The organism is Erythrobacter sp. BLCC-B19, assembly GCF_028621955.1.
Lineage (GTDB): Bacteria > Pseudomonadota > Alphaproteobacteria > Sphingomonadales > Sphingomonadaceae > Erythrobacter.
Window position 1 is genome coordinate 1,873,930 of the sequence record NZ_CP117516.1, and the last position, 26,233, is coordinate 1,900,162.

At 66.1% G+C, this 26,233-nt stretch carries 26 protein-coding genes; 13 read left to right on the forward strand and 13 right to left on the reverse strand.

Annotated elements, in window-relative coordinates; translation table 11 throughout:
* Positions 1 to 118 precede the first annotated feature (118 nt).
* The 3 genes from PS060_RS08770 to PS060_RS08780 all read right to left on the reverse strand — a co-directional run bounded on the left by PS060_RS08770 (position 119) and on the right by PS060_RS08780 (position 2,264).
* A complete protein-coding gene (locus PS060_RS08770; protein WP_273982496.1) occupies positions 119 to 514 on the reverse strand; it encodes a c-type cytochrome in 396 nt (131 codons plus the stop codon).
* Positions 515 to 526: 12 nt separating this feature from the next.
* On the reverse strand, positions 527 to 1,027 hold the full coding sequence (locus PS060_RS08775; protein ID WP_273982498.1) for a group I truncated hemoglobin: 501 nt from the start codon (positions 1,025 to 1,027) through the stop codon (positions 527 to 529).
* A 199-nt stretch (positions 1,028 to 1,226) separates the two neighbouring features.
* Complete coding sequence (locus PS060_RS08780) at positions 1,227 to 2,264, reverse strand: DUF3034 family protein (RefSeq protein WP_273982499.1); 1,038 nt, start codon at positions 2,262 to 2,264, stop codon at positions 1,227 to 1,229.
* 379 nt (positions 2,265 to 2,643) lie between these two features.
* Between PS060_RS08780 and PS060_RS08785 the strand changes: the two genes are divergently transcribed.
* From PS060_RS08785 to PS060_RS08800, 4 genes are all read left to right on the forward strand, one after another.
* The gene (locus tag PS060_RS08785; RefSeq protein ID WP_273982500.1) at positions 2,644 to 3,225 is read left to right on the forward strand and encodes a ferritin-like domain-containing protein; all 582 of its coding nucleotides are present in this window, start codon (positions 2,644 to 2,646) and stop codon (positions 3,223 to 3,225) included.
* A gap of 109 nt (positions 3,226 to 3,334) precedes the next feature.
* Positions 3,335 to 3,883: a cupin domain-containing protein gene (locus tag PS060_RS08790; protein WP_273982502.1), complete on the forward strand. Its 549-nt coding sequence runs from the start codon at positions 3,335 to 3,337 to the stop codon at positions 3,881 to 3,883.
* Positions 3,884 to 4,049: 166 nt separating this feature from the next.
* Entirely contained in the window at positions 4,050 to 4,583 is a 534-nt protein-coding gene (locus tag PS060_RS08795) for a sigma-70 family RNA polymerase sigma factor (protein WP_273982504.1), read from the forward strand.
* Entirely contained in the window at positions 4,580 to 5,098 is a 519-nt protein-coding gene (locus PS060_RS08800; protein ID WP_273982506.1) for a cupin domain-containing protein, read from the forward strand. Before PS060_RS08795 ends, PS060_RS08800 begins: the two co-directional genes overlap by 4 nt.
* Before the next feature lie 84 nt (positions 5,099 to 5,182).
* Here the strand turns inward: PS060_RS08800 and PS060_RS08805 are convergent, their stop codons facing one another.
* The 4 genes from PS060_RS08805 to PS060_RS08820 are packed head-to-tail and all read right to left on the reverse strand — an operon-like array spanning position 5,183 to position 8,086.
* Positions 5,183 to 5,755: a DUF3299 domain-containing protein gene (locus tag PS060_RS08805; protein WP_273982508.1), complete on the reverse strand. Its 573-nt coding sequence runs from the start codon at positions 5,753 to 5,755 to the stop codon at positions 5,183 to 5,185.
* Between the two features lie 26 nt (positions 5,756 to 5,781).
* Positions 5,782 to 7,041, reverse strand: a complete 1,260-nt coding sequence (locus PS060_RS08810) for an ABC transporter permease (RefSeq protein WP_273982509.1) — start codon at positions 7,039 to 7,041, stop codon at positions 5,782 to 5,784.
* Positions 7,038 to 7,691, reverse strand: a complete 654-nt coding sequence (locus tag PS060_RS08815; protein WP_273982511.1) for an ABC transporter ATP-binding protein — start codon at positions 7,689 to 7,691, stop codon at positions 7,038 to 7,040. The genes PS060_RS08810 and PS060_RS08815 overlap by 4 nt, the downstream gene beginning before the upstream one ends.
* Before the next feature lie 2 nt (positions 7,692 to 7,693).
* A complete protein-coding gene (locus tag PS060_RS08820; protein ID WP_273982512.1) occupies positions 7,694 to 8,086 on the reverse strand; it encodes a MerC domain-containing protein in 393 nt (130 codons plus the stop codon).
* Between the two features lie 83 nt (positions 8,087 to 8,169).
* Between PS060_RS08820 and PS060_RS08825 the strand changes: the two genes are divergently transcribed.
* Both PS060_RS08825 and PS060_RS08830 read left to right on the forward strand, forming a co-directional pair.
* Entirely contained in the window at positions 8,170 to 9,402 is a 1,233-nt protein-coding gene (locus tag PS060_RS08825) for a GTP-binding protein (protein ID WP_273982513.1), read from the forward strand.
* Between the two features lie 26 nt (positions 9,403 to 9,428).
* The gene (locus PS060_RS08830) at positions 9,429 to 11,480 is read left to right on the forward strand and encodes a TonB-dependent receptor domain-containing protein (RefSeq protein ID WP_273982515.1); all 2,052 of its coding nucleotides are present in this window, start codon (positions 9,429 to 9,431) and stop codon (positions 11,478 to 11,480) included.
* A 37-nt stretch (positions 11,481 to 11,517) separates the two neighbouring features.
* Here the strand turns inward: PS060_RS08830 and PS060_RS08835 are convergent, their stop codons facing one another.
* From PS060_RS08835 to PS060_RS08855, 5 genes are all read right to left on the reverse strand, one after another.
* Positions 11,518 to 13,794 (reverse strand): penicillin acylase family protein, encoded by a 2,277-nt coding sequence (locus tag PS060_RS08835; protein WP_273982516.1) that lies wholly within the window; start codon positions 13,792 to 13,794, stop codon positions 11,518 to 11,520.
* A gap of 123 nt (positions 13,795 to 13,917) precedes the next feature.
* On the reverse strand, positions 13,918 to 14,868 hold the full coding sequence (locus PS060_RS08840; protein ID WP_273982518.1) for a TorF family putative porin: 951 nt from the start codon (positions 14,866 to 14,868) through the stop codon (positions 13,918 to 13,920).
* 331 nt (positions 14,869 to 15,199) lie between these two features.
* Positions 15,200 to 16,162, reverse strand: coding sequence for a DUF6733 family protein (locus PS060_RS08845; protein WP_273982519.1), 963 nt, complete (start codon positions 16,160 to 16,162; stop codon positions 15,200 to 15,202).
* A gap of 252 nt (positions 16,163 to 16,414) precedes the next feature.
* Positions 16,415 to 17,485 (reverse strand): NAD(P)-dependent alcohol dehydrogenase, encoded by a 1,071-nt coding sequence (locus tag PS060_RS08850; protein ID WP_273982520.1) that lies wholly within the window; start codon positions 17,483 to 17,485, stop codon positions 16,415 to 16,417.
* 131 nt (positions 17,486 to 17,616) lie between these two features.
* On the reverse strand, positions 17,617 to 18,411 hold the full coding sequence (locus PS060_RS08855) for an SDR family oxidoreductase (protein ID WP_273982521.1): 795 nt from the start codon (positions 18,409 to 18,411) through the stop codon (positions 17,617 to 17,619).
* A 221-nt stretch (positions 18,412 to 18,632) separates the two neighbouring features.
* Here PS060_RS08855 and PS060_RS08860 point away from each other — a divergent pair, with 221 nt between their 5' ends.
* The 7 genes from PS060_RS08860 (at position 18,633) to PS060_RS08890 (ending at position 25,816) form a co-directional block, all read left to right on the forward strand.
* A complete protein-coding gene (locus tag PS060_RS08860; protein WP_273982522.1) occupies positions 18,633 to 21,032 on the forward strand; it encodes a TonB-dependent receptor plug domain-containing protein in 2,400 nt (799 codons plus the stop codon).
* A complete protein-coding gene (locus PS060_RS08865) occupies positions 21,032 to 22,069 on the forward strand; it encodes a phytase (protein WP_273982523.1) in 1,038 nt (345 codons plus the stop codon). The genes PS060_RS08860 and PS060_RS08865 overlap by 1 nt, the downstream gene beginning before the upstream one ends.
* A gap of 10 nt (positions 22,070 to 22,079) precedes the next feature.
* Entirely contained in the window at positions 22,080 to 23,462 is a 1,383-nt protein-coding gene (locus PS060_RS08870) for an alkaline phosphatase PhoX (RefSeq protein ID WP_273982525.1), read from the forward strand.
* A gap of 6 nt (positions 23,463 to 23,468) precedes the next feature.
* The gene (locus PS060_RS08875) at positions 23,469 to 24,032 is read left to right on the forward strand and encodes a hypothetical protein (protein ID WP_273982527.1); all 564 of its coding nucleotides are present in this window, start codon (positions 23,469 to 23,471) and stop codon (positions 24,030 to 24,032) included.
* 132 nt (positions 24,033 to 24,164) lie between these two features.
* Complete coding sequence (locus tag PS060_RS08880; RefSeq protein ID WP_273982528.1) at positions 24,165 to 24,626, forward strand: Dps family protein; 462 nt, start codon at positions 24,165 to 24,167, stop codon at positions 24,624 to 24,626.
* A gap of 91 nt (positions 24,627 to 24,717) precedes the next feature.
* A complete protein-coding gene (locus PS060_RS08885; RefSeq protein ID WP_273982531.1) occupies positions 24,718 to 25,332 on the forward strand; it encodes a 6-phosphogluconolactonase in 615 nt (204 codons plus the stop codon).
* Positions 25,333 to 25,336: 4 nt separating this feature from the next.
* Positions 25,337 to 25,816, forward strand: coding sequence for an NUDIX domain-containing protein (locus PS060_RS08890; RefSeq protein WP_273982532.1), 480 nt, complete (start codon positions 25,337 to 25,339; stop codon positions 25,814 to 25,816).
* Here PS060_RS08890 and PS060_RS08895 read toward each other — a convergent pair.
* Complete coding sequence (locus PS060_RS08895; protein WP_273982533.1) at positions 25,803 to 26,216, reverse strand: hypothetical protein; 414 nt, start codon at positions 26,214 to 26,216, stop codon at positions 25,803 to 25,805. The two genes, PS060_RS08890 and PS060_RS08895, sit on opposite strands and share 14 nt — an antisense overlap.
* Between the last annotated feature and the right edge of the window lie 17 nt (positions 26,217 to 26,233).

Sequence of the window (26,233 nt, forward strand, 5' to 3'; positions counted from 1 at the left end):
TTCGGCACGGAGGCACCATGTCAGGCATGGTGAGTGGCAAAGAAAATGGGGCAGCGTCCGGCCATGACTGAAGGCGCAATCGCCCTCTGGCTGCCGGCAGCTGCCCGGTCCGGCGCGCCTATTTGGCGGCGGGGGATTTGAGGTAGGCGATGATCGCCGCCCGCTGCGCAGGGTCGTTCACCGTGAAGAACATCTTCGTGCCCTTCACCACCTTGGGCGGGCCCTGCAGCCACTTGTCGAGGGTCTGGTCGTTCCACACGATCCCCGAGGCTTTGAGCGCGGGCGAGTACTTGTAGCCCGGCGCCATACCCGCCTTGCGCCCGAACACCCCCTTGTGCGCGGGGCCAATGCGGTTGGTGGCGATGCTGTGGCAGCCGCCGCACTTGGACTGGTAGAGCGCCGCGCCATCGGGCTTGGCCTGCGCCGTGGCCGTCACCGGCTGCAGCAGCACGCCGGTCGGCACGGCCAGACCGCCCGCCAGAGCGATAGCGACCAGGGTGTCGTTCCACTTCATTGCGCTTGCTCCTTACCGGTCGATGATGTCGCGGTGCATCGGCGCAAGCGCGGCGATCAGCCGGTTCTGCGCGCGAAAGGGCACATCGAACTTGTTGGCCGATTTCTGGAACTCCTCGACCAGCGCGTAGAAGGCGGTCTCGGGAATGTTCTGTCCGCGATGCGCCTCGGCCATGCTGCGACCCGAATAGGTGCACGGCCCCTTCATGATGACGCAGAACTGTTCGACCAGCTGGAGCTTGATCCGCTCCTTGTCCGATCCTTCAAAGAACGGGCGGGTGGCAGGGTTGGCCACCAGCCGTTCCATGAAGTCGTCCATGATCCGCACCAGCCCCTCACGCCCGCCGAAGGCTTCGTAGAGGTTCTCGTCATCGGTGATGACCGGCAGCGTCGGCGCACGCGGGGTGATGTCGGGATCGCTCACCGGCGGCTCGGCGCCCGGCCCGACCTGAGCGAAAGCGGGCAGCGGCGCTGCGATCAGCGCGAGCGCGCATGACAGGATACGCAGATTCATGATGGTTTTCAGCCTTTCATTGATGTTGGTTGCGCGGAAGATCGGTTTCGGCCCAGCGCCAGATCCCGCCAGCCGCGCAGCGGGCTGCGAGGCTTGAGAGATCGGGCCAAGTGAGAATGAGCACCGCCAGACCGAGACCGGCGGCCAGAGCAAGACCCCGTCGAATGGCAGACCTCCCCGGCAATTGCCGCGCGGCACTTCAGAAGCCGATCTGCAGCGAGGCGTAGACGCCGCGCTGGCTGCCAACGACGATGTTGCCGAGATCCGCATAGGCGAGCGTCAGCGAGGCGTTGCGAACCGGGGCATAGGCGACGAACAGGTCGAGCGCGTCTTCCTCGCCGAGGCCAAGAAAGTCGGGCTTGGTGCGGAACTCGCCGCCGATCGCCAGCTTGCGGGTCAGGAGCAGCGCGGCCGATCCTTCGAACTGGAGCTTGTAGCTGTCATCATTCGGGCCGCCGAAGCCGAGGATCCCGAACTGGTTGGCCTTGGTCAGCCGCGCAGTCCCGTTGAGCAGCAGGCTCTGCGACAGGATGATCTTGGTCGCGCTGGCATAGAAGTCGACGCCTTCATCATGCTGCGCGCCGAGCGAACGCACGATCGCGCCCTCATCGTTCTTCTTGTATTGCAGGCCGACCGAAATCTGCGGCAGCAGGCTGTCCTGATCGAGCACGGCGTCGCCGATCAGCCTGACCTTGGCGCCCACCACCGTCTGCCGGATCGAAAATTCGCGTCCCAGCCCGAGCGCCGCGCCGAGCGCGTTGAGGTTGAAGCTCTGGCGCGCGATCGACAGCTCGACGCGGTTCTTGGCGGTGATCATCCCGCCGAACGAGGTCAGCGAGAAGTCTTGCGTGTTCACCCCGGTGAAGAAGGCGTTGGCCCCGAATTCATCGCGCGAGCCATAGCTGCCGATCAGCGCCCACGGCGCGAGCCCGCCGCCTGCTGCGCCTTCGACCTGGGTGACCCCGCCGGTCAGCAGCAGACGCCCGCCACCGCGCAGGAACGAGCGGCCCGATCCCTCGTCGCCATCCGCGATCTCGATCGTGTCGTCCTCACCATCGCGGGCAGCGACCGTGACCCGGCTGTCCGCGCTTTCGGTGGCCGTCACGACCATCACGGGCGTGGCGTCAGCCGTAGCATCTGGCGCATCATCCGCCAGCGCTGGCGCTGCCAGGCTGGCAAAGGTGGTCGCGGCGAGCAAAGACCGGGTCAATTGGGCAATCGGCATTGAGATGTTCATCCTCTTTGGATTGTTTGCAAAGTTGTGATTGGGAGATACCCAAACGTGATCCGAAGAATTCGAGTACTCTCTTCAATAATATTGAGCGCGACCCTCTGGAGGGGGCAGTAAGGGAGGGGGCCAAAGGGCCGCGCTCCCGCCAGGATGAAAAACTGGCGGATCGGAAATTTTGAGTTTTGACAAATTAGTTGCTTGATCCTGCGATCATATTTGTTCGAGATGTGAGGAATACATCGCTGGCTTCCGAAACAGATGCAGCCAGAGGAATCTTTTTCTCGCGCCCGGAGTGCATCCAGTTGGCGCGCGCTGCCGGTAGTCGGGATTGACGGCGATGCTGCGTTAGCCCCGCCGACATACGACCCCAGCAGGAGAGCGGAACATGAGTGACCAGATTGCGACGTCGCGCCGGAACCTATTTGGTATCGGGGGCAAGGTTCTGCTGTCGGCGGCTGCCGTCGGCGTGCTGGCCGAACCCTCGATCGCGCAATCCAAGATGAAGGGCGGGACCGCCAGCGCGGGCGATGTCGATATTCTCAATGTTGCGCTTGCGCTCGAGCATGAGGCGATCGAGGCCTATCAGATCGGTGCCGAAAGCGGTCTGCTGCAGAAGCCGGTGCTCGATGTGGCGGTGCTGTTCCAGGGCCATCACAAGGCTCACCGCGACGCACTGGTCGGGGCGATCAAGACGCTTGGCGGCAAACCGGTCGCGCCCGAAACCCGCGCGCATTACCTCGCCAGTCTCGAAGCGGCGAAGATCACCGGCCAGACTGATATTCTGCGCCTCGCCCAGCGGCTGGAGCGCGGTGCGGCCAATGCCTATCTCGGTGTCATCCCGGCTTTCGCAAGCAAGGATCTGGCACAGGTGTCGGCCAAGCTCGCTTCGGATGAAACCGCGCATTGGGCGCTGCTCTCGCAGGTGCTCGGCGATAAGCTTGGGGCTGCTCCCTTCGTGGTGAGCTGAGCGCAAATTGGCGCACGTCGGCGCAGCCGTGATGCGGCTGCGCCGGCCCATCGGGAGCGCGCAACTGCGGAACAAGCGGAGGGACCGTACGAAACAGGAGCCCTTGACCATGCCGACCCATGAGACCGCTGCCGACTTTGTGCTGGGTGCGTGCCGCGCCCGTCAGCGCGAAGTCATCGCGCGACAACGCCTGTATGACCGCAAGCTCGATACGCAGGTTTGCGCGCTTGAAATGCTGCTGTCAGCGATGGCGCCTGCCGCGCTGGCCGATATCATCCATCCCGCTGGCTCCGGCGAACACCTCTGGCAGCGGGTCTGCGATGCCGTGACGCAGGAACAATGCGCCGGGGGGTGCGGCTCCTTTGCCTGCCTTGGCGGAGTCTGGGAGCACCACGGCCCGGGCATCGCCGCCAAGACGCTGTGGTCTGAGGGCGCGCTGCTGATCCGCTGCGAGCCCGGCGCCTTCGAAGACGATCACGCCCAGCCCGACGATGAGCACGAACACATCATCGTGATCGCCGGTGACCTGGTGATCGGCGGGCGCAGCCTTTCGGTCGGGGACTATCTGCGCATCCCGGCCGGCACCACGCACGGTGCGATGCACACCCGTTCTGGCTGCCTGATCTTCACGCAGTACGAAGCTGTCCACCCCGGATGAAAAACAGCAAGGCGGGTGCATCCGATTTCTGCGCCGTGGTGGTATGCTTAGGGTGATCGCTGCCGTGGCGCCTCAAGCTCCTCGGCCCTTCAGGCAGCGACACATCGGGCGCTTGGCTTGGTCGCATCTTGAGCCATGATGCGCCCGGCCGACCGTGGAGCCTTGAATGCTGGTGCAGGTGGACAAGCGCGAGAGACTGGCCTTGCTGCTGCAAAAGGTCGCCCACGGCGACATGGCGGCGTTCCGGCAGCTTTATGATGAGACGGGCGGCTCCGTGTTGGGCGTGACCTCCCGCATTCTGCGCGACACCCAGACAGCAGAGGACGCGGCGCAAGAGGCGTTCGTGCGCATCTGGCGCAATGCCGCCAAGTTCGATGCCAGCCGCGGAACAGCGCTCGCATGGATGAGCGTGATTGCCCGCAACGCCGCACTTGATCTGGTGCCGCGCCGTGCCGCACCGGAAACGCTGGAAGCGGCCGACACCATCGAATTTGCCGACGTCACCGTCGATCCGCCCGATGCCAAGCTCGGTCAGTGCCTCGGGCGGTTGCCGCCCGATCAGGCGCGCGCCATTGTCACGATGTACACCTATGGCCTCAGTCACTCCGAACTGGCAGAAAAGCTGGGGCTACCGCTTGGAACCGTAAAGAGCTGGGTCCGCCGCGGCATGGCCAAACTTCAGGAATGCATGAACCAATGACGATGTCGCAGACTGCCACGGACTATGTGCTGGGCGCGCTCAGCCCGCTTGAGCGGGAAGCGGTGCAGCTGGAGCGGGCGGTCAATCACGCGCTCGACGCGGCGATCACGGCGCTGGAGGACAAGCTCGCGCCGCTGGCTGCTGCGGCCGGCGCCGTGCGCCCGCCCGCCTATCTGTTTGACGTAATCGTCGAACAGATCCGGGAGGAGGAGGCCGAACTCGGCAACAAGCTGGTCTTGCCGCTGAGCGAAGGGGAGTGGCAGCCATGCCTGCCCGGGGTCGAGATCAAGCGCCTGTGGTCCCCGCTGACTGTCATGCTGCGCTGCCAACCCGGCGCGATCATCCCCGAGCACGTCCATGGCCCGATAGAGAACCTGCTGGTTGTGATGGGCGATCTGGAGGTGGGCGGACGCATCCTTGCATCGGGCGATTATCATATGTCGCCCGAAGGCAGCCCTCACGGTGAAACCCGCACCCGGCGCGGCTGTATTCTGTTTGTGCAGTATGGCGCCTGAGGTAAGCCCTTCCCGCAGCGCCGGGAACGGGGGCAATCCCGATCAGCAGAATGAAAGCCAGCGCAAGCGCCAGCAGCGTCAGCGTCAGCCGGGCCGCGCCAGCCTCATCCGATAGAAGATCCCGCTTTCGTCATATCCCGTCAGCTCCAGCACCCCGCTCACGGTGTAGACCCGCGTCTCGCTGGTCGGGAAGGCCACATCGGCATAGACCTCGATGAACTGGTTGGGCGCGGCGTGGAAGTGGAACGGGCAGCCGGGGGGGTAGGCGAGCAGGACGAAGTGCTTCTGCGTGCGCCCCGCCGTGAGCGGCATCATCCAGCCTGCAACCGTGATCCGCTTGCCAGCCAGTGCCTTGACCTGCGGGGTGAATCTGGGCTTCGAGACGATAAAGCCCTGCGCATCGGTGCGGGTGGTCTCCCCGGTGCTTTCGAGCACTTTCCACGAGACCCCGCCCTTGGGGGTCGCGGCCGGTTTCCAGACGTCCTCGACCACCCGGCCCGACTTGTAGTCGGGGGCTTGCTTGGCGGCATAGGTTTGCGCGGCGGTCGCCGGTGCCGCGCTTCTGGGCCTCGCGCCCTCGACCGCAGCGGCGATTGCCGGGCCAAGGCTCAGGCTCACGGCGGCGGCAAGAACCAGCACTATTGCCTTCCAACGCATCTGGGCAAACTCCTCCTGGGGCACCATCAGCCCGCGCGCGCCAGCACGCGGGCAGGGTCGAGGCGATAGACAGCCAGCGCTGGCACGAGCGCGGCCAGCGCCCCGATAACGACAACACCGAGCGCGAGGGCAAGCTCGGACCAGAGCGGCCGCCAGGCGGCAAGGCCGAGCTCCGCCAGCGCCGGGACGTTGGCGCGCGCGGCCATGATCAGCAGATGGGCCGCGATCCAGCCGAGCACCGCCCCAATCGAGGCGGTGATCATCCCTTCGAGCATCACCGTGCCGAACACCTGCCCCCGGCTCGCGCCCATCACCCTCAGCAGCGCAAGGTCGCCCTCGCGGCTGCGCACCATCCCGATCAGCGCGACCAGGATCGAAAGACCCCCGGTCGCGGCGAGCAGCCATGCAAACACCCGCAATCCCTCAAAGCTCGCGCCAAGCAGATCGAGCAGCCGTGCCGTCTCGGTTGCCGGGACGGCAGCCTGAAGCGCGCTTTGGCGGTTGATCATCGCTGGCACCCGCATGGCGCCTGCGGCATTGCGATAGGTGACCAGCAGCGCGGTGTATTCCGGCTCGAGCGATTGCGGGCCGGTAGCGGCGGCGTCGTCATGCTCATGCGCGTCACCGGCATCGGCCGCCTCGCCGTGATGGTGGTCGTGATCCTCCGCGATCCCGTGCACCTGCCACACGCTTTCGACCTTGGTGAGGATCAGCCGGTCAGCGACCCCGCCGGTGGGCGCGAGGATGCCGACGGTCTGGAAGGGCGCATGGTCATGGCCCTGTTCCTGCCCTTCCTCCTGCGACAACCCGTGACTGCCGACGAATTTCTGGCCGAGGCGCGCGCCTGTCGCCCGGGCAACTTCGGCCCCGATCACGGCCTCCATCGGGGCAGCGAAGGTGCGGCCCTCGGCGATCTTGAGGCGGTAGAGCGCCATGAAGCCCGCATCAGTCCCGACAATCCGATAGCCGCGGAAATTGTCGCCCAGCGCCAGCGGAACCACCCCGGCAACGCTCGGATCGCGCGCCAGCAGGGCGCGCGCCTCGCGCGGGATGTTGCCGGTTGGCTGGTCGACGTGAAAGATGCTTGAGAGGATCAGCTGCAGCGGTGATCCCTTGGCGCCGACGACCAGATCCACGCCTTGCGCATCGCGGTCGAACCGCGCGCTGGCCTGCGTGCTGACCTGCGCCAGCAGCACCATCATCGCCACCGCGATGGCCAGCAGCAGCAAGTTGAGCGCGGTCGTCAGGGGCCGGTCGCGCAGATAGGCCAATGCCAGTGTGATCATGGCGCGAGCCGTCCCTCGGCGAGCGTCAAGGTGCGCGGGAAATGGGCGCGCAGCCGCTCATCATGGGTGGCGATCAGCAGGCTTGCACCCGTCTCCTGGGCCAAGTCGAGCAGCAAGGTGGCAACCCGCGCGGCATTGGCGTGGTCGAGCGCCGAGGTCGGCTCGTCGGCGACAAGGATCGCCGGGCGCACCACAACCGCACGGGCGATCGCGGCCCGCTGGGCCTCGCCCTGACTGAGTTCGTGCGGGCGCGCATCGAACCGGTGGGTGAGGGCGAGCCGTTCGAGCGTGCGATCGGCCAGCGCGGGATCGGCCCGGCCCATCTGGAGCTTCTGCGCCAGCGCGAGATTGGCGCGCACGCTCAGGGCCGACACGAGCCGGAGGGTCTGGAACACAATCCCGAAATGGCGACGGCGAATGGCATCGCCGGCGGACGGTCGGCTGGCGGCGGCCAGCACCTCCTGCCCGAAGGTCACGGCCCCGGCATCGGGCTGCTGCAATCCGCACAGACAATTGAGCAAGGTCGACTTGCCCGATCCCGATGGGCCAAGCAGCAGGGCACGTTCGCCCGCCGCAAGGGTCAGGGATACCTCCGAGAGCACCCTTCGACCGTCATAGGCCTTGACGAGATTGTGCGCCGCCAGCTCCATTGTCAGTGCCGGTGCGCCTGCCGCAATCGCTGCCAGTGGGCGGCCATCAGCAGCGCTGCGCCGGTCACTGTCAGGGCGCGTTCGGCCAACTCGCTCTCCATGAACAGCGCACCGACCAGCGCGGCAAAGGCGCTGATGACGAGCGCCGTGCGCGCCGTGCCGGGGCGGCCACGCAGGAGAGCAGGGCCGCTCACCAGCAACACCGGTGCGATCAGGGCAGCGTGGAGCCATTCGTTGTCGCGCAGCGCTTCGGGCAGGGCGGCAAGCGCCACCGCGGGCAGGCTCGCCAGCAGCCATGGCAGGGCGAGGCAATGCAGCAGGCAAAGCACCGAAAGGCCCATGCCGAACCTGTGCCAAGGTGCCTCGGATCGTGCTGCCGAGACCGAAGTTGTCATGCCATGCCCCTATTGCGTAATGTTACAACATCACTTAATTGGGCGCGATCATATTGCAAGAGCCCGCGACAGGATTTCACCCCATGACCGCCACATCTGACCGCCGCCTGCCCGTAACCGTGCTCTCCGGCTTTCTCGGTGCGGGCAAGACCACGCTGCTCAACCACATCCTCGCCAACCGCGAAGGCAAGCGGGTGGCGGTGATCGTCAACGACATGAGCGAGGTCAATATCGACGCCGATCTGGTGCGCGGCGGCGAGGCGGCGCTGTCCCGCGCCGAGGAGACGCTGGTCGAGATGACCAATGGCTGCATCTGCTGCACCCTGCGCGATGATCTGCTGAAGGAGGTGCGCAAGCTCGCCGAGGAAGGCCGCTTCGATTACCTCGTGATCGAAAGCACCGGGATTTCCGAACCCCTGCCGGTCGCCGCGACCTTCTCGTTCCGCGACGAATATGACGAATGCCTCGGCGATGTCGCGCGGCTCGACACGATGGTGACGGTGGTCGACGCGCTGAACCTGCTGGCCGACTATTCGAGCACGGATCTGCTCTCGGCGCGCGGCGAGACGGCGGACGAGGGCGATGATCGCAGTCTCGTCGGACTGCTGGTCGAGCAGATCGAATTCGCCGACGTGGTGATCGTCAACAAGGCGAGCGCCGTGAGCCCCGAACAGCTCGCCACGGTCAAGCAGGTGGTCGCTTCATTGAACGCCGATGCGCAGATCATCACCGCCGATTTCGGCAAGGTCGCGCTCGATACGATCCTCGACACCGGGCTCTATGACGAGGAGCGTTCCGAACAGCACCCGCTGTGGATGAAGGAGCTTTACGACTACGCCAGCCACCGCCCCGAAAGCGAGGAATACGGGGTCGAAAGCTTCGTCTACCGCGCCCGGCAGCCCTTCCATCCGGCGATGTTCTACCGCTTCCTGACCGGCGACGCGCTCGACAAGGTGATCCGCGCCAAGGGCCATTTCTGGCTCGCCACCCGTAGCGAGTTCCTCGGCGAGCTGGCGATTGCCGGGCACCAGAAGACGGTGAGCCGCATGGGCCGCTGGTGGGCGGCGGTGCCCAAGAACCGCTGGCCCGATGACGGCACCTTCGAGGAATTCGTGATCCGCCACTGGGACCCGGTCTGGGGCGACCGGCGGCAGGAGCTGGTGTTCATCGGCATCGGGCTGGACAAGGCAGCGATCACCAAGGCGCTCGACGCGTGCCTTGTGCCCACCGACGCCTTCACGCCCGATAAGTGGGAGCGGCTCAACGATCCCTTCCCCGCCTGGGGCGAAGCGCAGGTCGCGCTTGAACCGGCCTGAGTCCCGCGCGCTTGACTCTGCTTCGCTTGACACTTTTGGGGGCTGCCACCTTCGCGCTGGCCGTCCCGCTGGCCGCGCAGGAGGCTGACGCGCCCCCACCCACGCCGCCCGCGTCGACCGAGACCTACCCGCGCGCCTTCTTTGACCGCTTCTACCCCCAGACAGCGCTCGAATTGCTCCAGCGTGTGCCCGGCTTCAGCCTCGATGCGGGAGCCGAATTGCGCGGCTTTGCCGGCGCGGCGGGCAATGTGCTGGTCGATGGCGAACGGCCCACGATCAAATCGGGCGGGCTGGAGGATTTCCTGCGCCGCATTCCCGCCAATGCGGTCGATCGGATCGAGGTCACCCGCGGCGCCCAGCGCGCCGGAGAGACCGCAGGGCAGGGTCTCGTCGCCAATATCATCCGCAAGCCGCAGAGTTTTGCAGGCACATGGTCGGGCGAGCTCGAACGCAATCCCGCTGGTCTCGTCTATCCGCGCGGCGAGGTGTCCTTCACCATGCCGCTGGGCGCCTGGACGACCACCACCAAGCTCAATGCCTTCTGGGAACAGTTCACCTTCGACAATATCGACCGCATCCGCCGCGATGCGGGCGGCGCGTTGCTGGTGTTCGAGGAGGAGACCCTGCCTTCCACCCTGCGCGATGCCTTTTTTGCCACCGAGGCCAAGCGCTTGCTCGCCGGAGGAACGCTGACCCTCAACGCCCGGTTCGGCAACAGCCGCTACTATCAGGAAACGGGACGCGACGGCTTTCTCGGGCGCGCGCCCGATGGCGGCGCGGCCGATCGCCGCACCGACATCCGCTTCGATTCCGAGTTCTGGCAGGGCGAACTCAGCGCCGACTGGACGGGCGGGGTTTCGCAAGGCTGGGTGATGAAGCTGCTGGCGCTCGGCTCGTTTCAGGACAGCGAGGTCGGCTCTGCCAATGTCGTTGCCCAGCCGCCCGGCAGCGTGCCGGTGATCAACCGTTTCGCTTCGGACAGCCTGCCGATCGAAGTTCTCACCCGCGCCACGATCGGCAAGCTGGAGGGCAGGATCCGTCCGGAGTTTGGGTTTGAGGCCGCCTATAACCGGCTCGACTCGCGCATCGCATTGGAAGTCGAGGACGCGCTCGGCGTCAGGCCGGTCATTCTGCCGGCATCGGACGTGACGGTCGCCGAATGGCGCGGTGAGGCTTTCGGCAATCTCGTCTGGGCGCTTGCCCCGCGCTGGACGCTCGAAGCGGGCATCGCGGCCGAGTTGTCGCAGATCACCGTGACCGGCGATGCGTCCGGGCGAAATGACTTTTTCTTCCTCAAGCCTTCCCTCGCGCTGACGTTTCAGGCCTCCGACGCGTTGCAACTGCGTGCCGCGCTGCGCCGCACGGTGGGCCAGCTCGACTTCAACGATTTCGCCGCGTCAGCCAATGCCGAGGATGATCGCTTTCTGGCCGGCAATCCCGATCTCGGCCCCGACCAGGTCTGGCGGGCGAGCCTGACCGGCGATGTGCGGCTGCCCGGCGGCTATGCCCTCAACGTGCAGGCCTTCCACGAGTGGCGCACGGATGTGCTCGAACAGGTTGTCCTGCCCAGCGGGGTGCCCGGCCTTGCCAATGCGGGCAGCGCACGGGTCTGGGGTGTCGAGAGCGAGGCCGCGCTGCCGCTCTCGCGCTTTCTCAAGGGCGGCTTGCTCGAGATTTCAGCCGATTTCCGCGATGCCGCCTTTGCCGATCCGATCACCGGGCAATCCCGTGTCGTGACCGATCTCACCAATCCCGAAATCAGCATCGATTTCCGGCAGGATCTGACCGAAGCGCGCTTCGCCTGGGGGGCGCGCTACGAGCCGGAATCGCGCACCACGAGCTTCTTTGCCAACGAGGAAATCATCGACCGGCGCGGACGGCGCTTGACCGCCTTTGTCGAAACCACGCGGTTTTTGGACGTGAAGATGCAGATCGAGGTGCGCAACATCGGTCATACCCGTTTCCCGCGCGACCGCCTGCTGTTTGCGCCTGACCGCAGCGGCGCCTTGATCGGCACCAAAGCGCTTGTGCGGGATCGCGGCGAGTTCGTGAAGTTCACGATCACGGATCAGTTCTAGTCTCGGCAAGCCGCCGCGCGGCGAGCGGCCCTGTGGCTTACTCCCAGATCCGCTTCGGTTTGCCGATCGCCGCAGCCGTGATGGCGGCGCGGTGCCAGGGCAGGCGGTGCCACTGCTTGGCCGCATAGGCCCGGGTCTGATCGGCGGCATGGGGCGAGGCGGGGTTGGTGGACTGGCTGTAGCTCAGGATCGCGTCCGCCACCGGCCCGGCCTCATCGAAGCTGACGATCTGGATATAGCTCGTCCCGTGGCGCGGGGTGAGGCCGCTGCCGCTGGGCACGGATTCCTGCATATTGAGAATGCCGAGCGTGCCGGGGCCGCCGTGGATCGGGATTGCTTCGTTGCCCGCCATCACCCGCTGCACCTCACCCCACGGGGCATCGGGCGCGATGCCGGCCTTTTCGAGCTCCTCGAAAGCTTCGCCGAGGGCTGCGAGCAGCTTGTCGCCCTTGTCCCCTTCGGTGACGAGACCGCGCGGGGTGTTCACCGGATCGGCCGGATCGAAGGGCACCGCCCACAGGCCGGGCAGGCGCGCGACCTTGGGCCAGAAGGCGCGGAACAGCGCCGCGCCGCGGCTGTCCGCCTCGAAGCGGCGGTCCCAGCGGTCCAGCACCGAACAGCCCAGCCCGGTCGTCTGCGGCAGGATCACCGCACTGGCGCACAGCTTGAGGACCGGCTCCACGGCCAGATCGGCGGCAAGGCTCTTGTTGGCGAAGGCATGGGCCTTGGCGCGGGCGTGATCGACCTTGCCGCCCGCCAGCAGCGCGGTGGTCTCGATGAAGTTCGACCGGGTGCGCAAGGATCGCGCGGTGCCATAATCGCCGAGGATCGGGGACAGCTGGCGATGGGGCAGGGCGGGGTTGCTGATCCAGTAGCTATCGTTCGAATTGGTGAGCCAGCTCTTCACCACGGTCGCTGCCTGATCGCTCGCGGGCATCAGCCCCGGCACCGGGGTGCCTGCGGCCACATCCCAATCGCAGGCCGCCTTGCTGCCATCGAGCAGGATCGCAAACTCGGCGAACAGGCCGGAGATCGGCGTCGCGCAGGCCTTGACCTTCTCGGCAGTGACATTGGGCACCGCGGTCACATCGGCGTGGAGCGCGTCGCCGTAGCGGTCAGCGGCGATGGTGTTGACCCACGGAATGCCGAGCGTCTCGCTGACGGCGGCCTTGACCTCGCCGACATTCTTCGCCGCACCGATGCGCAGCCAGGTATCGATCCCGCGCTGGTTGCCGCGGTTGGCATCCTTGAGGGTGAAGGCATTGGCGGTGTTCCAGGTAATCCCGCGCCCCGGAATGACGAACACCGGCCCCCAGCGGGTCGCAAACAGCTGCCGGGTCACGGCAGGCGCGCCATCGGGCATCGGCACGGTGACGGTCTGGGCTTTCATCGCCTCGGAGGTGCCGTCGACCATGTAGCGGGTGGGATCGGCCGGATCGAGCGTCAGCTGGTAGAGCGTGAAGTGCTGCGCATCGGTGACAGTGTGCGTCCATGCGACATCCCGGTTGAAGCCGAGCGTCGGCATCGGCGTGCCGGCCAGGCCCACGCCCATCACTTCATAACCGTCCGGGCCTTTCACGTGCATCTGCCAGAACCGGCTCGGCCCCTTCCACGGGAAGTGCGGATTGCCGATCACCATGCCGCCCCCGTCAGCGGTCGCCTCGCTGCCGAAGGCCCAGCCATTGCTGCCAATGCCAAGCTCGCCGCGTTGCGGCAGGCTGATCGCGACCTTGGGCGCGGGCGAGCCGGGAGGGGCGGCGTTGGCGATCGCGGCGGCGAGATTGAGCGAGCTTGCCAGCAGCATCTGCTTTTCGTTGAGCCGCAGCATATCATCGCCGGTGATCGGGCGAACCCAGGCCTTGCCGCGACATTCGGCGGGGATGCCCTCGGCGCCTGCATCCTTGAGGAAGCGGTTGTAGCCTGCCGCATAGCCATCCATCAGATCGCGCACGCGCTGGGGCAAGGCCTTGGCCCCTTCGCGCAGGGCCGGCAGATCGATCACGCCGCGGAAGAACACATCCGACGACAGGTTGTCGACCTCCTCGAAGCCCAGCACCGCCTTGGCCTCAGGGCCGAAATGGAGCGAACGCTCGCCCGCCACGGTCGCGAATTCCTCGGCCAGAAGGCACAGGTTGTCCTCGGCATAGGCATAGGCGACCCCGTAACCCACCCCGCGCCAGGTGCGCGCTTCGATATGGGGGATGCCGTAAGTGGTGCGGGTGATGGTCGCTTCATAGCGCTTGCCCGCCATGGCCGCGCTTGCCGGAGCCAGCACCATCCCGGCTGCCGCCGCCGCCCAGATTGCCTTGCGCATGATTATCTCTCTCCCGTCACCCGTTATCGGGTTGCGGGGCGAAACCTATCGGGGCGGGCGGCAAAAGAAAAGGGGCGCTCTGCCGCTGCGGCAGAGCGCCCCCTTCGTGTCAGACAGCGCCTATCAGAACGAGGCAGTGATCGAGAACACCACGGTCGCATCCGAGATCGAATCGCCCGCCAGCGTGGCGAAGTTCGGGCGGATGCGGTTGGCTTCGGCTTCCGAGATGTCGGTGTCGACATAGGCGACCGAGAGGGTCAGGCCCGAAATCGGCACGATGTCCGCGCCCAGCGACCAGTCGAGATAGGTGCCGGTCGGCGCAATGCTGGTGCCGTTGGGGCCAAGGCCGGGGTTGCCGTCCGAATAGCCGATGTGGGCCTTCAGCGTGATCGGCGAATCGGCGATGGCATAGACCGCGTCACCGGCGAGGTAGAGGTTGTCTTCCTTGTCGCCCGGATTGGGCGGACGGCCGACCGGGAAGGCATTGCCCAGCGCTTCCTGCGAGGGCGCATAGGCGACCGTCGCGGTCAGGCCGATCGGGCCGGCCGTGCCCGAAAGCTTGGCGTAAAGCTCGACGAAGTCGGTGGTGTCGGCGCCGCTCGGATACATGAACCAGGTGCCGCCCAGATCGAGCGTGCCTTCGCCCACCGGCAGCTTGTAGCCGGCGTAGATGTCGAGCTCCATGTTGGCGCCGCCGAAGGTGCCCCAGCCGGCGAGGTTCGAACCCCAGGTGCCGACATAGAAGCCGCTCGAATGCGACAGCGTGAAGCCGCCCTGCACCGCCATGCCTTCATCCGACTGCGACACGCCGCGGAAGCGGTAGTCCGAGGTCAGCGTGGCCGAGCCCGAAACGGTGATCGCCGGGGTCTCTTCTTCTTCCTGACCATTGGCGGTGGCAAGATCGATCGGCGCGATCGCGCGCGTCCCGGCGGCGGGTTCTTCGGTGGTGACGGTGATTTCGGTTTCATCAGCCGCGCTGGTGGTGACTGCGTCAGCCTCTGCCGCGAAGGCGGGCGTTGCAACACAAGCGGCAAAAGCGACAGCCGAGGCAGCCGATGCGAAACGAATGAACATAAGGAACGCTCCATAGAGAGGTTTGGATCGTTCCACCTGCGTGCCGCGCAGGATTTTTTATCCGAAGAATCGGGTTCCCGTCGCGTCACCGTCATAATCGGGCAACGTGCTGCGGCGCACAAAGGTTATGTTTGTGTAGCGCTCCATATAACTTTCTTGCGTGTCATTCCTGCAACAGTTTGCAGTGTCATATATTTGGCGATGCAGACCTGCGTCGATACGTCATGCGGGCATTGCGGCGCGCGCGGATGGGCAGGCGCGCGCGGGCACGAAAAAGGGGCTGCGACCCGTGCCGGTCGCAGCCCCCTGATTGGCGTCGGATGGCGTCGGATCAGAACGACATCCCGACCGCCAGCTTGTAGAAATCGCCGTCGCCGCCTTCCTCGATGTCGGCCCCGGCGGTGAAGCGGGCGAAGAAGCCCTTCTTCAGCGAGAACTGCACATAGGGGCCAAGCCACTGGTACACGACCGCGGTGCCGCCACCGGGGAAGGTGTTGCGGGTGTTGCTCAGCAATTCGTAATGCGCCCCTGCCGAGAAGTTGCTTGAAAACTTGTACCCGGCATTGACCCAGGTGTGCAGGAAGTCGAGCGCGGCGTTCTCGTTGCGGTTGCGCAGCGCGGCGTAATAGCCGCCGTAATATTCGGCCTCGAAGCTGTCGTCGGCATAGTTGATCGTCAGGCTCGGCACGATGCCGTCGGCAAAGTTGCCGCCGGTGCCGGTCGGATTGCCGGCATTGTTGACCACCCCGCCCGACAACAGCGCACCGTTGGTGAGGCCGACCTGCGGCTTGATCTGGAGCTTGCCGTCATTGAGGATGAAGTTGGCGCCGATGCCGAACTCGGTCCACAGGTCGCTGCCAAGGCCGGTGCCGAAGGCGTCGGTGGTCCACATGATGCCGTAGAAGCTGAGATCGACATTCTCGCTGACCGGGATCAACCCGTTGAAGGTCGGGTAGAAGCCGAAGAAGGCGTCCTGGTTCAGCACCACGCTGAAGCGCTCGTCACGCGGGGCGGGGGTGTCTTGTGCGGCGGTGGTCGCAGCGGCGGCGCTGATCGCGACGCTGGAGACAACGCCTTCGCCCGCGCCAATGCTGATCGGCGCCGCGGGTGCGGCTGCGCGGGCCAGATCGAAGTCGGCACTGCCTGGCGTGCCGGCCTGATCGGCGCCGGTGACGATGATCGCGCTCGCGGCGGATTCGACCGCAGCAGCTTCCGGCCCTTGCGCAACCGCCGGGGCCGACATGGCACAGGTCAGGCCCAGCGCCGAGACGGCGCAAGCAAAACGAACTGTCATAAGGAACGCTCCTGATTGAGAGGTGGGATCGTTCCGCCTGCGTGCTGCGCCGTGGCCTTCTTTTCTGACGAACGGGCCGCGTTCTCAGCAAGAAGGTGAAATAGCGAGCAGCACGTTCTGCACAATTACTATTGATGTTGTCACATCAAGATCAAATTGTCATGTTGCAGAAGGGTGACAAATTAAGCTTTTACAATATTTTACTTATCATGCCTTCGAATATTCAAATAACATAATCTAGCGTGTATTCGATCAGCTCTCACGCAGGCTCGCCATGTCGATCACGAAGCGATATTTGATGTCGCTCGCTTCCATGCGGTCATAGGCAGCCGCGATATCCTGCATCGCGATCATCTCGATGTCGGGCAGGATCCCGTGCTCGGCGCAGAAATCGAGCATTTCCTGCGTCTCCGCGAGCCCGCCGATCCCGCTGCCGGTCAGCACCTTGCGGCCCAGCAGCACGCCGCTGTGCATCTCGGGCATCATGTCGATCATGCCGACCAGCACCTGCACCCCGTCGATCCTGAGCAGGTGCAGATAGGGCGTGACATCGTGGCGCACCGGAATGGTGTTGAGCACCATGTCGAAGTTGCCGCGCGCCGCGCGCATCGCGTCCTTGTCGGAGGTGTTGAGGAAGGCGTGGGCGCCGAGCTTTTCGGCGTCGGCCCGCTTGCTTTCACTGCGCGAGAGCACGGTCACGTCCGCGCCCATGGCGGCGGCCAGCTTGACCCCCATGTGCCCGAGGCCGCCGAGCCCTGCGACCGCGACCTTGCTGCCCGGGCCGACCTTCCAGGTGCGAAGCGGCGAGTAGGTGGTGATGCCTGCGCACAGCAGCGGCGCGGCCTCGGCCAGCGGCAGGCTGTCAGGCACCTTGAGCACGAATTCCTCGCGCGCGACGATCCTTTCGGAATAGCCGCCATAGGTGGGCGTGCCGTCGCGCCGATCCTTGCCGTTATAGGTGCCGGTCATCCCGCCTGACAGGCAATATTGTTCGAGATCGGCCTCGCAGTGGCGGCATTCCATGCACGAATCGACCATGCAGCCGATCGCCACCCGGTCGCCGACCTTGTGGCGAGTGACACCCTCGCCGACCGCGCTGACGATGCCGACGATCTCGTGGCCCGGCACGATCGGATAGACCGTCCCGCCCCAGTCGTTGCGGGCGCTGTGCAGATCGGAATGGCAGATGCCGCAGTGGGTGATCTCGATCAGCACGTCATCATGGCGCAAGCCCCGACGGGTGATCTGCATTGGCCCGACCCCGCTGTCGGGCGCGGTCGCGCCATAGGCCCGGGTGGGGTATTCGTTGGTCTGCGTAGCCATTCAACCTCTCCTCGTCATCGCGAGCGGAGCGACGCGATCCATGGACTGACGTTTCCGCAGGCGGCGATGTTCAGCCATGGATTGCCGCGTCGCCTGCGGCTCCTCGCAATGACGACGCGCAAAAAAGCGCTTTACTTCGGCGGCATCCGGATCGCGCCGTCGAGGCGGAACTGGTGGCCGTTGATGTAGCTGTTGCGCGCGATCTCCAGCACCAGCGAAGCGAATTCCTCCGGCTCGCCGAGGCGCTTGGGGAAGGGGACGGAGGCGTTCAATTGCGCCCACATCGGGGGGTTGCGGTCCTTCATCCCGAGCATCAGCGGGGTCGCGAAGATGCCCGGCATGACCGAATTCACGCGAATCCCTAAGTCCATCAGATCGCGCGCCATCGGCAGGACGAGGCCGTTCACCCCGGCCTTGCAGCTGCCATAGATCACCTGCCCGATCTGCCCGTCCTGCGCGGCAACGCTGGCGGTGAGGATGATCGCGCCGCGCTCGCCATCGTCATTGAGCGGGTCGGCATTGGCCATCCCCAGCGCCGAAATGCTGGCGACGCGGTAGCTGGCGACGAGGATGCCTTCTGCGCCGAAGGCATAGTCCTCGGTGGAAAGACGCTTGTACTGGCCACTCTCCTTGTCCCAGCCCAGCGTCTTGCCGCGGCGGCTCGCCATCGCGCAGTGAAGCGTCACGCGCTCCTGCCCGTGGGCGGCGCGGGCGGCGGCAAAGCCAGCCTCGACGCTGGCCTCGTCCATGATGTCGACATGGTGGAAGGTGCCGCCGATCGCTGCGGCATGAGCCTCGCCCGCCTCGTCATTGATGTCGAAGATGGCGACCTTCATGCCCGCTGCGGCAAAGGCCGCCGCGCTCGCCTTGCCCAAGCCGCTCGCGCCGCCGGTTACCACCGCGGCCATGCCCGCCTCGATCTTCATTGCTGTCCTCTCCTGACGTGTTTTGCGCAAGGCTAGGCGTTTCCCGGCCCCCGCGCCACCTCTTCAATTCGCGACATTTGCGCCACAGGTCGGGCGAATGTTGCGCGGGGTGCACGTTTCACCGAACCGTCACCGTTCGGTCGCGCAGCCGTCACGGCGCGCAATTAGGGGCGCGGTCAACACGGCCCCGATTCCCGGAGAGGCCGACAGGGGAAAGTCTCATGCTCCGCACCCAGCTGTTCATCGGCAGCGCGCTTGCCGCACTCGCCACCGCACCTGCCTTCGCCACCGAAACCGCCGATCCGCAGGCTGCCGCCGCCACCACGGCCGCCGTCCAGTCGGGCGGTGCCATTGCCGAGACGGACGAGAGCGAGGACGACAAGGTCCAGTCCGCCAAGGAAATCGTGGTGCAAGGGAGCATCGGCTTCCGCAACCGCTCCGATACTGCCGAACCCGTGCTGGTCTATGATGAGGAATACTTCCAGCGTTTCGAACCGCTAACCGCGGGCGACGCCCTGAAGCGCGTTCCCGGCGTCACCTTCCTCTCCGACGTGATCGAAAGCGACGGCGCACGCCTGCGCGGTCTCGATCCGGGCTACACCCAGGTGCTCATTAACGGCGAGCGCGTCCCCGGCGGGCAGGCCGACCGTTCGTTTTTCCTCGACCGCATCCCGGCCGAACTGATCGAGCAGGTCGAGATCGTCCGCTCCTCCTCCGCCCGCCGCACCGGCGATGCGGTGGCCGGATCGCTCAACATCAAGCTGCGTGACGGCTTCGCGCTCGACGGCGGCTACCTGCGCGCAGGCGGGCTGTTCTTCGACGATGGCGAAGTGAAGCCCTCGGGCGGCTTCTATTATGGCGGCGCGCTGGCAGGCGGCCGCGTGCTGGTGGGGGCCAACATTCAGGGCCGTTACAACCCCAAGGAAAAGTCGAGCCTGCGTTACGGCGACAGCCCCGAGAACAACCCCAACTTCGCCACCGACGGTTTCGACAACCGCGAAGACCAGACCGACGTGCGCGACGGCACCGACTATGCCTTCAACGCGAGCTGGGGGATCGAGACCGACAGCACCGAGTTCGAAATCCTCGGCAATTTCGTGCGCACCGAGCGCACCGAGAGCGAGCGCTCGTTCGAATACAACGATCCCGCCGCGATCAACGGCCCCGTGCGCGCCACGCCTGCGGGCAACCTGTTGACCGACAACGTGAACGTCAATGACATCACCACCGAAAGCTGGGCGCTGGTCGGCAAGCTCGATCAGGATTGGGGCTTTACCGACACCAAGCTGCGCGTCGGCTTCTCGCGCTTTACCGACCTTCAGGACGAGTTCGAATACGAGGTCGATTTCGACCGCACCCTGCCGCGCTTCACCGGCGACCTGATCCTGCAGGACACCACCGACGAGGAATTCTTCGTCAATCTCGAACAGGAATTCGACCTCGGCGAAGACCTCGAATTCGCGATCGGCGGCTTCCTTCAGAACAAGGATCGCGACTTCCTGCTGCAGGAAGTGCGCAGCCGCTTCAACCTGACCGCCGCCAACCGGCAGGGCTACGACCAGTTCAGCCGCACCCCGGCCGAATTCGTCCCCAACCCCTTCCCCGCGCTCGGCATCTCGTCGAACAACACCATCGAAGAAGACCGCCGCGATCTTTACGCCCTGATCGAGGGCGAGAGCGGCAACCTCACCTTCGAGGCCGGGATCCGCTGGGAGAGCACCGACGTCACCATTACCGATCTTCAGGTCGGCGGGGCGGGTGTCATCACCAATGATTACGACGAATTCCTGCCCTCGGCGTCGGTCAAGATCGAGGTCGGCGACGGGCGGATCACCGCCTCGGCCGCGCGCACGCTGCGCCGTCCGCGCTTCGACTTCATCACGCCGGGCCTGCTCGAAGCGGAATTCGGCGACAACGACTTCCTTGGCAACCCGCTGCTCCAGCCCGAAACCGCGTGGGGCGGCGACCTTGGCTATGAGCACAAGATCGGCAAGACCGGGATCGTCGGCGTCAACGTGTTCTACCGCGATGTCAGCAACCTCACCGAACTTGCCACCCTGCTCGATGCCACCGGCGCGCCGGTCGAAGGTTCGGAAGGGGCGGGCACCTTCATCTACACGCCGCGCAACACCGGCAATGGCGAGGTCTACGGGATCGAATTCGACGCCTCGTTCAGCCTCGCCTTCCTCGGCCTGCCGGACACCGGCGTGTTCGGGAACCTCGCGATCCTCGACAGCAACATCACCGACGAATTCGGCGAGCGGCGGTTCAACGACCAGTCGAAATATGTCTACAACTTCGGCGCGATCCAGAACATTCCGGAATATGGCGCGGCTTTCGGGGCGACCTATCGCAAGCAGGGCGCGGCCTTCGGGCGCGTGGTGGGCGAGGAAATCACCACGCGTTATGGCGCCGATCTTGAAGTCTTCATCGAAAAGCGCTTCGGCGACAGCTTCACCATCCGCGCGGTGGGCTCGAACCTGCTGGACGGCACCAAGGATGAGGTGTTCAACAAGTTCGCCACCACCGGCGATCAGGTGAGCCGCGATTTCGACGAATACGAACTCGAAAGCGAGCGCGCCGGGCCGGTGTTCCAGGTGGTAGCGAGGTATGCGTTCTGATGCTGCGTCCTGTTCATGGCCTTGTGCTGGTGGCCCTTGCCGTTTCGGCCTGCGCCACCACCCCGCCGATCACCGGCGGCCCGGCAGCCAATGTCACCGCGCGGGCAGAAACCCCGCCGGTCGGCACCGCGCGCGAGGATGCGGCCGATGACCCGGCGATCTGGCGCAACCCGGCCAACCCGGCGGCGAGCCTTGTGGTGGGCACCGACAAGAAGGGCGGCCTCTACGTCTATGACCTGAAAGGCGCGCAGAAGCACTTTCTGCCTGCCCCGGGGCTCAACAATGTCGATCTGATCGACCTGCCCGACGGCCGCGTGCTGGTCGCCGCGAGCGACCGCAGCGATCTGGCGCAGGTGCAGCTGTTCCTTGCGCTGCTCGATACAAGCACCGGCAAGCTTGCCCCGGCGGGCAAGATCGCGGTGGGGCCGGGTGAGGGCTATGGCATCTGCATGGTCAAGCCCGCGCGCGGGGGCGAGGTGATCGCCTTTTCCGCGCCCAAGGGCGGGACGATCTACCGCACCGTCATCACGCCTGCTGCGGGCGGGGCCTTCACCGGCACCACTTCCACGCTGGCGCAGGTGCCGACCCAGACCGAAGGCTGTATCGCCGATCCGCGCAGCAATACGCTCTACATCGGCGAGGAAGACGCCGGGATCTGGGCGATCGACATGAACACCGGGGCCAAGCGCATGGTCGCCGCCATCGACAACACCATGCTGGTCGCCGATGTCGAAGGCCTCGCCATCGCGCCCGAGGGGCCGAACGGCGGTTACCTCATCGCCTCCTCGCAGGGCGACAATGCCTATGCCATTTTCCGCCTGCCGGACATGACCCCGCTGGGCCGGGTGCGGATCGCGCAAGGCACCTTTGGCAGTGTCGAGGAAACCGACGGGATCGAGGTCGACAACCGCGATTTCGGCCCGGATTTCCCGCGTGGCATCCTGATCGCGCAGGATGGTCAGAACGCCCCCAAGGCGCAGAACTTCAAGTTCGTGCGCTGGGACGAAGTGCTTGCCGCGCTGGGGGCGGGCCAGTAAACCGCCGGGCGTGACTCAGACCCCCGAAACCGCCGCGCCCCTCGCGGCCGATCGCCGCCGCTTCCTCGGCGCCACCGCCACCGCTTTCGCCGCGCTCGCCGCGAGCGGATGCATGAGCCGCACGGCCAGCGCCGCCCCCGCCGCCACCCCGGCGCGGGCGAGCGGCTTTGACGGATACGGGCCGTTGCAGCCCGATCCGCAAGGCCTGCTCGATCTGCCCGAAGGCTTCTCCTACCGCGTCATCTCGCGCCTTGGCGATGCGATGGACGATGGCGGCACCGTGCCTGACCGCGCCGACGGGATGGGGTGCTTCGACCTCGGTAACGGCGAAATCGCCCTCGTCCGCAATCACGAGCTGCAACCGCGCCACGATGCGGGCGGGCCGATCGCCAAGGGCTTTGGCAAGCGCAATGGTGAATTCGTGCCCGGCGGGACGACCACCATCGTGCTCGACGCCAAGAGCTTGCAGGTGAAGCGCCAGTTCCGCAGCCTTGGCGGCACGATCCGCAACTGTTCGGGCGGGGTGACGCCGTGGGGCAGCTGGCTGACCTGCGAGGAAGCGCCGACCGGCCCCGGCCAGCCCTATGGCGACGGGCTGGAGCGCAGCCACGGCTGGGTGTTCGAAGTCCCCGCCTCGGCGCGCGGGCTGGTCGATCCGGTGCCGCTCACCGCGATGGGCCGCTTCAACCACGAGGCCGCAGCGGTCGATCCGGCGACCGGCATCGTCTACATGACCGAAGACCGCGACGAGGGCGTGCTTTACCGCTTCCTGCCCAAGACCCCCGGCAAGCTCGCCGAGGGCGGGCGGTTGCAGGCGATGGTGGTCGAGGGGCTGACCGATACCCGCAACTGGAATACGCCCGCCATGCCGGTGGGCAAGCCGTTCAAGGTGTCGTGGGTCGATCTGGATGAGGTCGAGGCCCCCAAGGATGACCTGCGCCTGCGCGCCGCAGCCAAGGGCGCGGCGCTGGTCGCACGCGGCGAGGGGCTGCACATGGGGGTGAGGCGCGGGGTCAGCGAGGTTTTCGCCTGCTGCACCAGCGGCGGGGCCAAGCAACTCGGCCAGATCCTCAAGCTGACGGTTGGCCAGGCGGGGCAGGCGGACATGGTCGAGCTGTTCTTCGAAAGCGAGAGCACCGATCAGTTCAACTTCGGCGACAATCTCACCGTGGCGGCCAGCGGGCATCTGATCGTGTGCGAGGATCAGTATACCCCCGTCGTCGACAACCACATTCGCGGGATCACCCCCGATGGCCGCGCCTATGACATCGCCCGTCTGACCGCCCAGACCGAGCTGGCCGGCGCGTGTTTCTCGCCCGATGGCAAGGTGCTGTTCGTCAACGCCTACGATCCCACCGCGACGCTGGCGATCACCGGCCCCTGGGCGGCCTGATCGCGATTGGACGGCTTTCTCCTCGCCAGCCTGCTGGTCTTTGCGCTCGCGCTGGGTGGGCGCGATCAGGTGATGGTGGGCGCGTGGGCTGACCGGCTGGGACAGAGCAGCGCGCTGCTGGCCACGGCGATCCTCACCTCGGTGCTGGCAGCGGCCGTGATGGCGTGGGCAGGGGCGGGCTTTGCCGCCATGCTGCCGGGCGCAGCGGCGCAGATGCTCGTCGCCTTCGCCTTTGGCTTTGCCGCGCTGGAACTGGCCCTGCCGGTCAGGCACAGGCCCGCGGCTGAGCCGACCCGATCCCTCGGGGCGGTGGGGATCGTGCTGCTCGCCCGGCAGATCGGAGACGGCGCGCGATTTGCCGTCTTCGCGCTGGCCGCATGGGCGAGCCTGCCCCTTGCCGCAGGGCTGGGCGGCGCGCTCGGCGGCGCGGCGGCGGTGGGGATGGGGTGGAGCCTTGGGGCCGAAACCCTGGCCCGCTGGCCGCTGCGCCCAGTTCGGCTGACGCTCGCCGCCGCGTGCGCAATTGCGGCTCTTTTCATCGGTCTCGACGCGCGTTTCGCCGCATTCTGATCGCCGCAAGCGATCACAGCGGCCACGGTTTTGCGGCAACCCAATGCCTGTTCGGGCGTTGGATGATCACTACATCGGCCCTGTCCGAGGGCCGACCCCGTCCGGGAACCGCCCAAACCAACGGAGGACACCATGGCTGACACCAAGACCAATTCGACCGCCGCGCTGGTCGCAGAGCTCAACGGGCTTCTGGCCGATCACTTCGCGCTGTTCATCAAGACCAAGAACTTCCATTGGCACGTCAAGGGGCCGCGCTTCCGCGACCTGCACCTGCTGTTCGACGAGCAGGCGCTGGAAGTGCGTGACCAGATCGATCTGATCGCCGAGCGTGTGCGCAAGCTCGATGCCGAGACGCTGACCTCGCTCGGCACCGTCGGCAAGGCGACCAAGATTAAGGATCAGGACAGCGCGACGCTGGCCGCCGAGGACATGATCGCCGAGCTGCTGGCCGACAACGAAACCGTGATCGCGCGGCTCAAGGGCATGAAGGATCTCGCCGAACAGGCGGGCGACAATGCGACCGACGGTCTGCTCGACGACTGGACCGACATGGCCGAACAGCGCGCGTGGTTCCTGCGCTCGCTGCTGGCCTGACACGCGCCGGCGCTTGTGCCTTCTGGCGCATAGCTATCCATCGCGGGCCGTCCCCATTGCCGGGGGCGGCCCTTTTGGTAAGGTGGCGGGCATGGGCAACATCACGATGATCGAAGGCGCCGATGCCGGTGCGATTGCCGCATGGCTGGCGGCACGGCTGGGTGAGGCTGGGGCGATCACCATTCCCGGCGGATCAACGCCTTTCCCCATCCTTGCCGCGCTGATTGAACAGGGCGCGGTTGACTGGGCAGGCTGGCAGGTGTGGCCCAATGACGACCGCATCGTGCCCGAAGATCACGAGGCGTCGAACACCGGCAAGATACGCGCGCTGCTGGAACCGGCCGGTGCCGCCATCACGCCGTTGTCCGAAGACTGCACCCCGCCGCATTTCGCGCTCACCTGGCTCGGCATGGGGCCGGACGGTCACATCGCCTCGCTGTTTCCCAACACCGATCCCAAGGCGGATGATCCGCTGATGGTGCGCCGCCTGACCCCCGACCCGCTTCCCGCTCACGCGCCCTTCGACCGCATCACGCTGACCATTCCGGCGCTGCTGGCCACCGACGCACTGGTCTTCACACTTGGGGGGGCAGCGGACAAGCGGGCGGTGTTCGAGGCGGCGGTGCGCGGCGAACACGATCTGCCGGTCGCCCGGTTGCTTGGCGCGGCGCAGGCGCGCGGTATCCCGGTCACGGTGTTTGCCTAGGCCCATGATAAACTGGCTTCCCGCCCCGCTCCACCGCGCGCTGCTGCCGTTGGCGCATCTCGTCCGGCATCGCTGGCGGCGCTGGCGCAAGACACCGATCGCGGGGGTCAGCGTGATTGTCACCAACCTCGGCGGCGATGTGCTGCTGCTCAAGCACTCCTATGGCCCGGCGGTGTGGAGCCTGCCTGGCGGCGGGCTCGGCAAGGGCGAAGACCCGGCAGACGCGGCGCGGCGCGAAGTGCGCGAGGAACTGGGCGTCGAGCTTGTTCGGATCGAGCCGGTCGGCATTCTGGAAGAGGTGCTGTCAGGCTCCCCCCATACCGCGCATATCTACACCGCCGTCTGCGACCGGCGACCCGAGCCTGACCTGCGCGAGGTGACAGAGGCGCGCTTCTTCCCTTCGCACTCGCTGCCCGAACCGCTGGGCGAGACCACCCGCACGCGTATTGCCGCGTGGCGGGCGCGGGGGACTACTGCCCCATAGCCGAATCGCCGAAGGTCTGGCGTTCGGACTCGATGCAAGCGATCGCGTCGGTGGTGACCTTGTCGGTGAAGGCGACTTCATCGAAGCCTTCCGCCCCCAATTGGGCCATCAGCGCATCGGATTCCGCCGAATAGCGCGCCATCACCTCGCTGTCCCCGCCGGGCGCCAGAGAGCTTGCATATTCGAGCCAGCGGACAGTGGAGTTCTGGAGGTTTGACTCAAGCTCCGGATCGGCGTCCTCGGCCTGCACCACGATGGCGGCCACGAAAGTCTGCACCGCGGCGCAACGGATTGCCTCGTCAATCTCCTCGGCCATCTCCCCGACGGCCTTGTCGGACTGGGCAGAAAGCGGCGCCGCGATCAGCGCAAGCGCGGCCGCGCCGCAGGTAAAGGCCTTCATGTCGATTGTCCCCCCGT

Excerpts from the sequence above, each read along its gene's own strand:
- PS060_RS08770 (WP_273982496.1), bottom strand. The coding sequence starts at position 514 with ATGAAGTGGAACGACACCCTGGTCGCTATCGCTCTGGCGGGCGGTCTG.
- PS060_RS08775 (WP_273982498.1), bottom strand. The coding sequence starts at position 1,027 with ATGAATCTGCGTATCCTGTCATGCGCGCTCGCGCTGATCGCAGCGCCG.
- PS060_RS08780 (WP_273982499.1), bottom strand. The coding sequence starts at position 2,264 with ATGAACATCTCAATGCCGATTGCCCAATTGACCCGGTCTTTGCTCGCC.
- PS060_RS08785 (WP_273982500.1), top strand. The coding sequence starts at position 2,644 with ATGAGTGACCAGATTGCGACGTCGCGCCGGAACCTATTTGGTATCGGG.
- PS060_RS08790 (WP_273982502.1), top strand. The coding sequence starts at position 3,335 with ATGCCGACCCATGAGACCGCTGCCGACTTTGTGCTGGGTGCGTGCCGC.
- PS060_RS08795 (WP_273982504.1), top strand. The coding sequence starts at position 4,050 with ATGCTGGTGCAGGTGGACAAGCGCGAGAGACTGGCCTTGCTGCTGCAA.
- PS060_RS08800 (WP_273982506.1), top strand. The coding sequence starts at position 4,580 with ATGACGATGTCGCAGACTGCCACGGACTATGTGCTGGGCGCGCTCAGC.
- PS060_RS08805 (WP_273982508.1), bottom strand. The coding sequence starts at position 5,755 with ATGCGTTGGAAGGCAATAGTGCTGGTTCTTGCCGCCGCCGTGAGCCTG.
- PS060_RS08810 (WP_273982509.1), bottom strand. The coding sequence starts at position 7,041 with ATGATCACACTGGCATTGGCCTATCTGCGCGACCGGCCCCTGACGACC.
- PS060_RS08815 (WP_273982511.1), bottom strand. The coding sequence starts at position 7,691 with ATGGAGCTGGCGGCGCACAATCTCGTCAAGGCCTATGACGGTCGAAGG.
- PS060_RS08820 (WP_273982512.1), bottom strand. The coding sequence starts at position 8,086 with ATGACAACTTCGGTCTCGGCAGCACGATCCGAGGCACCTTGGCACAGG.
- PS060_RS08825 (WP_273982513.1), top strand. The coding sequence starts at position 8,170 with ATGACCGCCACATCTGACCGCCGCCTGCCCGTAACCGTGCTCTCCGGC.
- PS060_RS08835 (WP_273982516.1), bottom strand. The coding sequence starts at position 13,794 with ATGCGCAAGGCAATCTGGGCGGCGGCGGCAGCCGGGATGGTGCTGGCT.
- PS060_RS08840 (WP_273982518.1), bottom strand. The coding sequence starts at position 14,868 with ATGTTCATTCGTTTCGCATCGGCTGCCTCGGCTGTCGCTTTTGCCGCT.
- PS060_RS08845 (WP_273982519.1), bottom strand. The coding sequence starts at position 16,162 with ATGACAGTTCGTTTTGCTTGCGCCGTCTCGGCGCTGGGCCTGACCTGT.
- PS060_RS08850 (WP_273982520.1), bottom strand. The coding sequence starts at position 17,485 with ATGGCTACGCAGACCAACGAATACCCCACCCGGGCCTATGGCGCGACC.
- PS060_RS08855 (WP_273982521.1), bottom strand. The coding sequence starts at position 18,411 with ATGAAGATCGAGGCGGGCATGGCCGCGGTGGTAACCGGCGGCGCGAGC.
- PS060_RS08860 (WP_273982522.1), top strand. The coding sequence starts at position 18,633 with ATGCTCCGCACCCAGCTGTTCATCGGCAGCGCGCTTGCCGCACTCGCC.
- PS060_RS08865 (WP_273982523.1), top strand. The coding sequence starts at position 21,032 with ATGCTGCGTCCTGTTCATGGCCTTGTGCTGGTGGCCCTTGCCGTTTCG.
- PS060_RS08880 (WP_273982528.1), top strand. The coding sequence starts at position 24,165 with ATGGCTGACACCAAGACCAATTCGACCGCCGCGCTGGTCGCAGAGCTC.
- PS060_RS08885 (WP_273982531.1), top strand. The coding sequence starts at position 24,718 with ATGGGCAACATCACGATGATCGAAGGCGCCGATGCCGGTGCGATTGCC.
- PS060_RS08890 (WP_273982532.1), top strand. The coding sequence starts at position 25,337 with ATGATAAACTGGCTTCCCGCCCCGCTCCACCGCGCGCTGCTGCCGTTG.
- PS060_RS08895 (WP_273982533.1), bottom strand. The coding sequence starts at position 26,216 with ATGAAGGCCTTTACCTGCGGCGCGGCCGCGCTTGCGCTGATCGCGGCG.